Raw genomic sequence first — 11,193 nt, 5'->3', positions numbered from 1 at the left:
GTGTTCACAAACCAAAATGTGAGAGGGGGCTTGCTCCCACAGTTTGAATGTGTTCACAAGCCAAAATGTGGGAGGGGGCTTGCTCCCGATGGCTTCAGTGGCTGCAGCAAAAATCCCAAAATAAAAAATCGCTGGCAAAACCCCACAGGTCTATGCGCCACTAGCGCCATTCCTTAATTGTGCGTAAAGGTCGGCGCCCATCGCCGACCCGTCTGGAGATTCCCGTTATGAGCGAGAGTGTGTTTGCCGATCGAATCGTGCAGAACCTGCTCGACACCGACTTCTACAAGCTGACCATGATGCAGGCGGTGCTGCACAACTACCCGAACGTGGAAGTTGAATGGGAGTTTCGTTGCCGCAACAGTGAGGACCTGCGCCCGTACCTGGCGGAGATCCGCTACCAGATCGAGCGCCTTGCCGAGCTGAGCCTGAGCCCGGACCAACTGAATTTCCTCGAACGCATCAGCTTTATGAAGCCGGATTTTCTGCGCTTCCTCGGGCTGTTTCGCTTCAACCTGCGTTATGTGCAAACCGGCATCGAAAACGGCGAGCTGTTTATCCGCCTGCGCGGGCCGTGGCTGCACGTGATCCTGTTTGAAGTGCCGATGCTGGCCATCGTCAGCGAAGTACGTAACCGCTACCGCTACCAGACCGTGATCCTTGAACAAGCTCGCGAGCAGTTGTATCGCAAGTTTGACTGGCTGACCGCAAACGCCAGTAGCGATGAGCTCTCTGAGCTGCAAGTGGCCGATTTCGGCACGCGCCGGCGCTTCTCGTACCGGGTGCAGGAAGAGGTGGTGAGCGTGCTCAAGCACGACTTCCCCGGGCGCTTTGTCGGCACCAGCAACGTGCACCTGGCCCGCGAGTTCGATATGAAGCCGCTGGGTACCATGGCGCATGAATGGATCATGGCCCACCAGCAACTTGGCCCGCGCCTGATCGACAGCCAAATCGCCGCCCTCGATTGCTGGGTGCGCGAATACCGTGGCCTGCTGGGCATCGCCCTGACCGATTGCATCACCACCGACGCCTTTTTGGGCGACTTCGATTTGTACTTCGCCAAGCTGTTCGACGGCCTGCGCCACGACTCCGGCGACCCGATACAGTGGGCCGAAAAAGCCATCGCGCACTACCACAAGCTGGGCATCGAGCCGATGAGCAAGACCCTGGTGTTCTCCGACAGCCTGTCGCTGCCCAAGGCCCTGGAGATTTTCCGCGCGCTGCGTGGTCGGATCAATGTGAGCTTCGGCATCGGCACCAACCTGACCTGTGACATTCCAGGTGTTGAACCGATGAGCATCGTGCTTAAAATGACGGCCTGCAATGGCCAGCCGGTGGCGAAAATCTCCGATGAGGCGGGCAAGACCCATTGCACCGACCCGAATTTCGTCGCCTATTTGCGCCACGTTTTTAAAGTACCTGCCCTTTCCAGCAAGGAGTGAATCATGCAAGCCGTACAGCGTGAGATTGCGCAGCAGCTCAAGGTGCAAGCACCGTTCAACGACCAGGCGGATCTTGAGGCTGAGGTTGCTCGCCGCGTGGCCTTTATTCAGGACTGCCTGCGTAATTCCGGGCTCAAGACCTTGGTACTGGGCATCAGCGGCGGCGTCGACTCGCTGACCGCAGGCCTGCTGGCGCAACGTGCGATGCAAGAATTGCGCGCCAGTACCGGCGATGAGGCCTACCGTTTTATCGCCGTGCGTTTGCCCTATCAAACCCAGCTCGATGAAATTGATGCCCAGGCGTCGGTGGACTTTATCGAGCCGGACGAGCGCCACACCGTGAACATCGGCCCGGCGGTGAAAGCCCTGGCCAATGAAGTGTCGGCGTTTGAGGGCAAGGCGGCGGTGTCGCGTGATTTTGTGCTGGGCAATACCAAGGCGCGCATGCGCATGGTGGCGCAGTACACCATCGCGGGGGGCTGCCGGTGGTTTGGTGGTTGGCACTGACCATGCGGCGGAAGCCGTGATGGGCTTTTTCACCAAGTTCGGTGATGGCGCCTGTGACCTTGCGCCCTTGAGCGGTTTGGTGAAAAACCAGGTGCGCTCGATCGCCCGACACTTTGGTGCGCCGGAATCGCTGGTAGAAAAAGTGCCGACAGCGGACCTGGAAGACCTGTCACCGGGCAAGCCCGACGAAGCCTCGCATGGCGTGACCTACGCCGAGATCGATGCCTTCTTGCACGGTCAGCCGGTGCGCGAGGAAGCGTTCAGGATTATTTGTGAGACTTACCGCAAGACCGAGCACAAGCGACTGATGCCGTTCGCACCCTGAGCTGAGCAGGGTGACCGGTAGATTGCTATCGGGAGCAAGCCCCCTCCCACATTTGGCCCGGCTCCCCTGCAGGAATGCGGTCAAAATGTGGGAGCAAGCCCCTCCCACAGGTGGCCCGGTTCCCCTGCAGGAATGCGGTCAAAATGTGGGAGCAATCCCCCTCCCACAGGTGGCCCGGTTCCCCTGCAGGAATGCGGTCAAAATGTGGGAGCGGGCTTGCTCGCGATGAACGATAACGCGGTCTTACTTAACGGTCACCGTGCCTTTCATCATCGAGATGTGCCCCGGGAACGAGCAGAAGAACGCGTAATCCGTACCGGCAACCAGCTTCGACACATCAAAGGTCACGGAATCTTTCTCACCCGCACCAATGATTTTAGTGTGCGCAATGATGCGGCTGTCGCCGTCTTTCAAATAGCTTTTGTCGATACCCGCAGCCATACCGTCGCTGGCGATGCCAGGCATGTCGGCGGCGCTGCTCAGCACCCAGTTATGGCCCATGACGTTCTTCGGCAAGCTGCCGGAATGAGTCAACTCAACGGTGAAGGTCTTGCAGCTTTTGTCGATTTCAATGGCCTTGGTGTTAAAGGACATCTGGTCGGTGGAGTCGACGGTGACCGTGCACTCTGCGGCAAGCAACTGGCCGCTCGCCAGAGTCAGCAGGGAAACAGCAACGAGTTTGGCAAACATGTGAATCTCCAAGGCAGGGTTTAAAAATAACGTAGTGTGATGAGGTTGCCTCAAGCAGGCTAGAATTCTTATGATCTGTATCAACAGATTGTATACAACTTTAGGCTATCAGACTGATCAACACAATCTACCAGCCAACCTTCGGCGACCCGCTTATGATCAGCGCGTCACCCACCGGAGCGCCTGCCATGCACCTTAACCAACTGTTCAACGGCCTGCTGGCTGCCTACGCGTGCGGTAAGTGAGGCCCAAGTGCGTTGCTAAGCTGCTACCATAGCGACCCAAGGCAGCTGCGTGCCGCCCACCCTCACCTTCGACCCTAGAGGATCGCCCATGGCCAAACCTAATTACTCCTTCGCCAAACGTCAGAGAGACTTGGCCAAGGAACAGAAGAAAGAGGAAAAACTGCAACGCAAAAAAGCCGCTGTGGATGAAGAAACCGGCGCACTGAACCCGGATGCAGAAGGTGACGGTGAAGTGGCATCTGACGACACCGAAACACCGAAAACCCCGGCCGAATAATTTGAGGGTTCCTACGCCCTGTGGGAATGCCGCCGCGCACGCTTCGCGTCACGGCGCACAGTAAGGTTCGAAGCCTGCGCATTAGTGGCGCAGAGCGTCACAGCAGGCATTCCCACGCAGCGCGTGGGAACGATCCTTGCGTTACTCCAGTGGCATCACCGTTACCCGCACTTCCGGGTCGTGGTTGCCGCCTCCCAGAATCACCCCGCGCAATGGCGAAACATCCGAGAAGTCCCGGCCCCAGGCCAGGGTGATGTGTTCGAGTGCGGGCTGCACATTGTTGGTCGGGTCAAAATCCACCCAGCCCGACACCGGGCAATACACCGAGACCCACGCGTGGGACGCATCGGCACCGATCAGCCGTGGCTGGCCGGGCGGTGGCTGGGTCAGCAAGTAACCACTGATATAGCGTGCCGCCAGGCCGCGCGAACGCACACACGCGAGCATCAGGTGGGCGAAGTCCTGGCACACGCCGCGTCGGCGCTCCAGCACTTCCACCAGGGGCGTGGCGACTTGGGTGGCTTCGGCATCGAAGGTGAATTCGCTGAAAATTTTCTGCATCAATGCCTGTACGCCCAGCAACAGCGGCGCGCCGGGTGGAAAACAACTTTCGGAGAATTCGACGAAGATTTGTTTCAGGTGCACGTAGGGCGATTCGAAGCGATAGCGGCACGCTTCGATCAGCTCTGCCGAGAGTGGCTGGCTGCTGTAGGTGAGGCTGTCGCGCGTCTGGTCCCAAGGCGGTGACTGGCGAAAATCCAGGGCAGGCCGCGCCAGCACTTCGACAGTCAGCCCGGCGTTGACCAACAATTCATCATGCGGCCGCTCGAACGCCAGGCGGGTGATCGGGTTGCCGAACACATCCAGTTCATCACGCCGCGAAGACGGCTGCGGGCTGATCTCCAACTGCTGCGACGTGCACCGCTGCCAGGCGCAGGGCCGCGGCCACAGGTGCGCCAGTTGCTGCGCCAGCGACACCGGGCTGTCGTAGTGGTAATGGGTGTCGTGGAAAATCTGGTAACGCGCACTCATCACAGCGACACCGTTTGCTGGCTGACATCATCCACATGGGCAAAGTGGCGCAACGCCAGGCGATCCGAGACTTGGCCACTCTCATCGGCGACTGCTTGCAGCAGGTCGGCCAGCCCATCCAGCGCGGCACGCACGCTGGGCTCGCCAAACAGCGAGTTCTCCAGGCAGCTCAGGTCAAAGCGCGCCAAGCGCTCCACCAATGGCGCCAGGCCGGTTTCCCGCGGCACGCTAAAATCGTCGTTGAGGCGACGCAGGGTGCGGCTCACCAGTTTCAACTGGAACAGCACCGCGTGCGGGTTCTGCTCATCCAGCAACAACAAGTCGAGCACTGGAATCAACTGCGGCACGGCCAGGTAACGCGAGCGATAGGTGATGCTGCTGTTGCCCAGCTCAAGCAACCACTCAAGCCCTGCCTGATCAAACACGGCCACGCCACGCAAGAACGCCGCGAGGCTGCTGCTGAGAAACTGCAGGCGCTCGATGCGCCGGCCCATCATCAAAAAGCGCCAGCCTTCGTCACGGGTCATGTCGTCGAGGGCAAACCCGGACAGCGCAGCCAGGGACATCACCAAGCGGTTGAGAAAATCCAGCAGCTCGCCGAAGTCGGCGGTTTCGCGTTCCAGCTCCAGGGCTTCGCGTTGCAGCTCGACCAACGCCTGCCAGTTTTCGCGGGATAACTTGCCACGTACCTGCGACGCCGCCCATTGCAAACGTTGCAGGTTGGCGCGCAGGCTCGACGGCCAGTCATCCCCCAGCAAGGCGGCGAGCAGACGCTCGGGTAACTCGCCTTCCTCGGGCAGCAAGCGCAGGTTTTCACCCAGTTCGACGGCGGCCTGCAACGCCAGCGGGTCGTCACCGTCGACATACCGCGCCAGCACGATGCGCAGCCAGCGCGCGCTGTCATCGCAGCGCTCGCAGTAACGGCCAAACCAAAACAGGTTTTCAACCACGCGCGACGGCAGGTATGGGTCGCGGCGCACCAGGTCATGCGCGCCAATCGGCCGCTGCGCGCGCCACTGCTCACCGGCGGCTGCGCGCTCGCCGAGCACCCACGTGTCTTTGCTGGCGCCGCCGCGTTGCATCGACACCACTTCGGCATCCGCCTCGGCCGCCACGCGGGTCAAGCCGCCGGGCAGCACGCGGTAGCCCTGGTCACTGGCCACCGCGTACACCCGCATGCCGATGGCGCGATGTTGCAAATGGTCATCGACGGTGTGCCACACCGGCGCCTGCGACAATTGCGCCAGCTCTTGGGCAACATACGCATAAGGCCGCGCGCGCATGCGCTCGGCCAGCGCGTGGCGCTGTTCGTGGTTCAAGTCGCGGCCGAATACCGGCGTAAAACTTTGCGACGAAAAGGCCGGTTTGATCAGTAACTCCGGCAGCTTTTCCAAGGCCTCGGCCAGCACCGGCGCCTCGCCACACCACCAGGTTGCGATCGACGGCAGAATCAAATCTTCGCCGAACAGGAACTGGTTGATCTTCGGCAAAAAGCCGAGCAACCCGGGGGATTCCAGCACGCCACTGCCCAAGGCATTCGCCACCAGCACATTGCCTTGGCGCACGGCATCGAGCAGGCCCGGCACGCCGAGGGCAGAGTCGGTGCGCAGCTCCAGCGGGTCGCAAAAATCGTCGTCCAGGCGCCGCATGATCGCGTGCACGCGGCGCAAACCACTGAGCGTTTTGAGGAACACGGTGCTGTCGCGCACGGTCAGGTCGCCGCCTTCGACCAACGGGTAACCGAGCTGGCGCGCGAGGTATAGGTGTTCAAAATAGCTTTCGTTGAAACGCCCCGGCGTGAGCAGCACGATCAGCGGTGTCTGGTCGTCGCCGGGCGCCTGACGGGCGAGGGTTTCCTGCAGCGTGCGGAAGAACCCGGTGAGGTGCTGCACCTGCAAATCGCGGTACAAATCCGGGAACGCGCGCGACACGATGGTGCGGTTTTCCAGCGCATAGCCGGCGCCCGACGGCGCCTGAGTACGGTCGGCGGTGACCCACCAGCGGCCATCCGGCGTGCGCGCAAGGTCCACCGCATACAGGTGCAGAAACGCACCGTCAGGCGGCTGAATACCCTGGCATGGCCACAAAAAATTGTTATGCCCGAACACCAATTCAGCCGGCAGCAAGCCCGCTTTGATCAAGCGCTGCGGGCCATACAGGTCGGCCAATACCGCATTCAGCAGGCGCGCACGCTGGGCGATGCCCGCCGACAGGTGCTGCCACTCTTCAAAGGCCAGCACGTGCGGCAGCAAATCCAGCTCCCACGGGCGGTCGGCGCCTTTGGGGTCGGCGTAGACGTTGTAGGTCACGCCGTTTTCCTGAATCTGCCGGGTCAGCAGCGCCTGGCGTTGGGCCAACTGCGCGGGTGTGCTGCGTTGCAGGTGATCAAGCAGGCGCTGCCAATGAGCACGCACCGCGCCGCTGTCGTCCAGCAATTCGTGATAAGTGCCCGCGGTCAGCGGGTATTGGTCGAGCAAGTCGGGCATGGAACGCTCGGCGGGGGCAAAGGGGCTCAGTGTAATTCAAACTCACTGCAATCTAGTGTGGGAGAAGGCTTGCCTGCTCCCACATTTTGGATTGTATTTAGTCATTTTTATTGGGGAAACGCCGCAAATCCAGGGTCATCGGCAATTCATCGTTAATGACCACCGTGGGAACGCTGAGCTTGCCGGGTGTGTGGCCAACACGGAAAAACCGCGCCATGCGCCGACTTTCGGCTTCATTGGCGTTCACCGGCAAACTGTCGTAATTGCGCCCGCCCGGATGGGCCACGTGGTATTGGCAGCCGCCCAGCGAGCGTTGCATCCAGGTATCAAGCACATCGAACACCAACGGCGCGTGCACCTCGATCGTCGGCTGCAGGCAGTTCGCCGGTTGCCAGGCGCGGTAACGCACGCCGGCGACAAACTCGCCCACCCGGCCGGTGGCGTGCAGCGGCACCGGGATGCCGTTGCAGGTCAGCAGATAACGCTGCGGCGGCAGCCCGCTGAGTTTCACCTGCAAGCGCTCCAGCGACGAATCCACATAGCGCACCGTGCCGCCCACCGCGCCCTCCTCGCCCAGTACGTGCCAGGGCTCCAGCGCTTGGCGCAGCTCCAGTTCGATACCGCTGACGGCGTAATCGCCGACCTTGGGGAAGCGGAACTCCAAGTGCGCGGCAAACCATTCGGCGCGCAACGGGTAGCCGGCGGCGTTGAGTTCGGCGATCACATCGGCGAAATCCTGCTCGATAAAGTGCGGCAACAAAAAGCGGTCGTGCAGCTCGGTGCCCCAGCGCGCCAGTTTCGGCGGCGCGTACGGCTCACGCCAAAAGCGTGCGACCAAGGCGCGCAGCAGCAATTGCTGGGTCAGGCTCATGCGCGCATGCGGCGGCATTTCAAACGCGCGCAGTTCCAGCAGGCCCAAGCGACCGGTCGCACCGTCGGGCGAGTAGAGCTTGTCGACGCAGAATTCGGCGCGGTGTGTGTTGCCCGTCACGTCGATCAGCAAGTTGCGCAACAAGCGGTCCACCAACCACGGCGGGCACTCTTCGCCCGGCGCGGGCATTTGCGCGAAGGCAATCTCCAGCTCATACAGCGCGTCGTTACGCGCTTCGTCCACGCGCGGCGCCTGCGAAGTGGGGCCGATAAACAGCCCGGAAAACAGATACGAGAGTGACGGGTGGTTATGCCAATAGCTGATCAAACTGCGCAGCAGGTCGGGGCGCCGCAAGAACGGTGAGTCCTTGGGTGTGGCGCCGCCCAGCACAAAATGGTTACCGCCGCCGGTGCCGGTGTGGCGGCCGTCGATCATGAATTTTTCAGTGGTCAGGCGGGTTTGCCGCGCTTCTTCGTAGAGGAATTCGGTGCGTTCCACCAACTCGTCCCACGTGGCGGACGGCTGCACGTTAACCTCGATCACGCCGGGGTCTGGCGTCACCCGGAAATTGCTCAGGCGCGTGTCGGCTGGCGGCTCGTAGCCTTCCAGCAGCAACGGGCAGTGCAGTTCTTCGGCGGTCGCTTCGATGGCGGCGACCAGTTCGAGGTAGTCCTCGACGCGTTCCAGCGGCGGCATAAACACGTACAGCCGCCCTTCGCGAGCTTCGGCGCACAACGCGGTGCGCGTCAGCCAGTCAGCGGACTCGTCCAGCGTTGGCGTGCGCTCATCGCTCGGCGCGGGTTCGCCATGGCTTTGCAGTTGCGCGGTGCCCGGCAGTGGCGGCTGGTCCTGGTTCGGGTCGGTGGGGTGCACAAACGGGTACTCCGCCGCCGTCACCCACGGCTGCGAGGCCAAGGGCAAGCGATAGCCCAGCGGCGAGTCGCCCGGCACCAGGCGGCAGTGGTTATCGCGCAAGTACCAGCGGCCACTCTGCCAGCGGTCATTGGCGGCGGTGCGCGCCAGCGGCAGCACTTGGCCGATGACTTTATCCAGGCCTTGGCCGAACACTTTGCGCAGGCGTTCGCGCTCCAGTTCATCGCTCAAGCGCGGGTCTTGGGCGCTGACGTTCAGCGGCAGTGCGCCTTCGCGCCACAGGTAGTAAAAGTTGTCTTCGAAGGCCGGAAATACAAAGCGCGCCGGCAGCTTCAAGCGCTCGGCAACGCTGGCCAAAAAGCGCCCAGCCAATTCGCCGTCGGCGCCGTAATCCTGTTGTTCATCAGCGATCAGCGCGCTGTTGTGCCAGATCGGCACGCCGTCGCGGCGCCAGTAGCAGTTCAGCGACCAGCGCGGCAGTTGCTCGCCGGGGTACCACTTGCCCTGGCCGAAGTGCACCAGGCCTTGGGGCGCGTAGTGCTGGCGCATGCGCTGGAACAGCTCGGCGGACAGGCGCCGTTTGTCTGGCCCCAGCGCGGCGGTGTTCCATTCGGCACCGTCGGGGTCATCAATCGAAACGAAGGTCGGCTCGCCGCCCATGGTCAGGCGCACGTCATCGTTGAGCAGGTCGCCGTCAATCTGCCGACCCAAGGCCTGAATCGCCAGCCACTGGTCCTCGGTGTAGGGCTTGGTCACCCGTGGCGCTTCCCAAATGCGCTCAACCGACATTTCGTGGGTAAATTGGCACCCGCACGGCTCCACCAGCCCGCTGATCGGTGCAGCAGACGAGGGATCGGGGCTACACGCCAACGGGATATGCCCTTCACCGGCGAACAGACCGGACGTGGCGTCCAGGCCGATCCAACCCGCGCCGGGCAAATACACTTCGCACCAGGCGTGCAGGTCGGTGAAGTCCACCTCGGTGCCGGACGGGCCGTCGAGGGCCTTGACGTCGGCGGTCAACTGGATCAGGTAGCCGGACACAAAACGCGCCGCCAACCCCAGGTTGCGCAGCAGTTGCACCAGCAACCACGCCGAATCACGGCAGGAGCCCGAGGCGTTTTCCAGGGTGAATTCCGGGGTTTGCACGCCCGGTTCCATGCGGATCAGGTAACCAATATCAGCCGCCAAGCGCTGGTTGAGGCCCACCAGAAAGTCCACCGCCGGCAACGGCGTGCGATCAATACCGGCCAGGTAGGCGGCAAACTTCGGCGTCAGCGGCAGGGTTTCGAGGTACGGCGCCAGCTCGCGCTGCTCATCGGCGGCGTAGCTGAACGGGATGCTTTCGGCGTAGGGCTCAAGGAAAAAATCGAACGGGTTGAACACCGCCATCTCGGCGACCAGGTCGACCTCAATGCGCAGTTGGTCGGTCTTTTCGGGGAACACCAGGCGCGCCAGGTAGTTGCCCTGTGGGTCTTGCTGCCAATTGATGAAGTGCTGCTCGGGCAGCACTTTCAGCGCGTAAGACAAAATTCGCGTACGGCTGTGGGCCGCCGGGCGCAAGCGCACGATCTGTGGGCCGAGTTCGACAGCGCGGTCGTAGCGGTAATGCGTAACGTGGTGCAACGCGACATGAATCGACACGGCGGCCTCCTGCGAGCCAGGGCATGAAAACAACGCGCGCAAGACTTATGCCAGAGCGGCGGTCATTGTGCTTTTACGTAAGTCACGCTGCAGTACAGCACCAAAACGGCACCCTGGCTGCGGCAATGGTGCAAGCCTTGCACATATTTGTGGCGCACGTGTGAGGCCGGGTGGTGAATCTACTCAGTCAACCAGCTTTGTGCGCGGCGATTATGGCCTGGCGCAGGTGGCGTACTTCGAGCAGTTTGCGGCGCATTTCGCGGTGGCGTTTGCTGTTGAGCAGTAGCAGCGCCAACAGCGGAAACAGCAAGGTCACGGCATACACCAGAGGGCTTGCGCCTTGGGTGACGGTGGGCACTACGCCCATAACACACAGGGCCAATAACGCCACCAACGGCCTCACCCAGTTCGGATAACCGCGCGCGATCATGAAATTGCACTGCACGACGACCAGCGTGAGTGCGAGCCCACCGAAAAACGAATACTTGGTGCTGTCAGCCAACGGGAGGTGTTGAAAGTAACTGTCGAAAAACAGCGGCAGCGCCGTTGCCAGGGTAAACACCGACGCCAGGATCGCCCCAATGAACACCGGGAAATACATCGATAGAAAACTGCGAATGCCGGGCAGCTCATTCATTGGGGGTGATCTTCCTTGAAATGGGATTGATTGAACTGACGCCGCACGAGCAAGCCTCAGGTGGGCGAACCACAGTGTAAAAGGCCCCGATCTCAAGCACGATGCAGTCAACTGTGGGAGCGGGCTTGCTCGCGATTGCGGTGTGTCAGTTGAAAAATACTTAG

Annotated in this window: 7 protein-coding genes and 1 pseudogene; 3 read left to right on the top strand and 5 right to left on the bottom strand. The window is 61.6% G+C overall.

Features of this window, described 5'->3' with window-relative positions; genetic code table 11:
• The first annotated feature begins 227 nt into the window (after nt 1-227).
• Both pncB and nadE read left to right on the top strand, forming a co-directional pair.
• Nucleotides 228-1,442, top strand: a complete 1,215-nt coding sequence (gene pncB / locus F0169_RS22785; RefSeq protein ID WP_058411320.1) for a nicotinate phosphoribosyltransferase — start codon at nt 228-230, stop codon at nt 1,440-1,442.
• A gap of 3 nt (nt 1,443-1,445) precedes the next feature.
• Nucleotides 1,446-2,274, top strand: a pseudogene (nadE, locus tag F0169_RS22780) (ammonia-dependent NAD(+) synthetase).
• A gap of 243 nt (nt 2,275-2,517) precedes the next feature.
• On the opposite strand, the gene azu reads toward nadE, so the two are convergent.
• Entirely contained in the window at nt 2,518-2,964 is a 447-nt protein-coding gene (gene azu / locus F0169_RS22775; RefSeq protein WP_058411322.1) for an azurin, read from the bottom strand.
• A 333-nt stretch (nt 2,965-3,297) separates the two neighbouring features.
• Between azu and F0169_RS22770 the strand changes: the two genes are divergently transcribed.
• On the top strand, nt 3,298-3,486 hold the full coding sequence (locus tag F0169_RS22770; RefSeq protein ID WP_152747680.1) for a hypothetical protein: 189 nt from the start codon (nt 3,298-3,300) through the stop codon (nt 3,484-3,486).
• 141 nt (nt 3,487-3,627) lie between these two features.
• Here F0169_RS22770 and F0169_RS22765 read toward each other — a convergent pair whose 3' ends face one another.
• The 4 genes from F0169_RS22765 to F0169_RS22750 all read right to left on the bottom strand — a co-directional run bounded on the left by F0169_RS22765 (nt 3,628) and on the right by F0169_RS22750 (nt 11,029).
• The gene (locus F0169_RS22765; RefSeq protein WP_152747679.1) at nt 3,628-4,518 is read right to left on the bottom strand and encodes a transglutaminase family protein; all 891 of its coding nucleotides are present in this window, start codon (nt 4,516-4,518) and stop codon (nt 3,628-3,630) included.
• The gene (locus F0169_RS22760; RefSeq protein WP_152747678.1) at nt 4,518-7,004 is read right to left on the bottom strand and encodes a circularly permuted type 2 ATP-grasp protein; all 2,487 of its coding nucleotides are present in this window, start codon (nt 7,002-7,004) and stop codon (nt 4,518-4,520) included. Before F0169_RS22760 ends, F0169_RS22765 begins: the two co-directional genes overlap by 1 nt.
• A 97-nt stretch (nt 7,005-7,101) precedes the next feature.
• Complete coding sequence (locus F0169_RS22755) at nt 7,102-10,392, bottom strand: transglutaminase family protein (protein WP_172979525.1); 3,291 nt, start codon at nt 10,390-10,392, stop codon at nt 7,102-7,104.
• A 187-nt stretch (nt 10,393-10,579) separates the two neighbouring features.
• Complete coding sequence (locus F0169_RS22750) at nt 10,580-11,029, bottom strand: hypothetical protein (RefSeq protein WP_152747677.1); 450 nt, start codon at nt 11,027-11,029, stop codon at nt 10,580-10,582.
• Between the last annotated feature and the right edge of the window lie 164 nt (nt 11,030-11,193).

The organism is Pseudomonas kitaguniensis (assembly GCF_009296165.1).
GTDB lineage: Bacteria > Pseudomonadota > Gammaproteobacteria > Pseudomonadales > Pseudomonadaceae > Aquipseudomonas > Aquipseudomonas kitaguniensis.
This window is presented reverse-complemented; position numbering and strand designations above follow the sequence as displayed.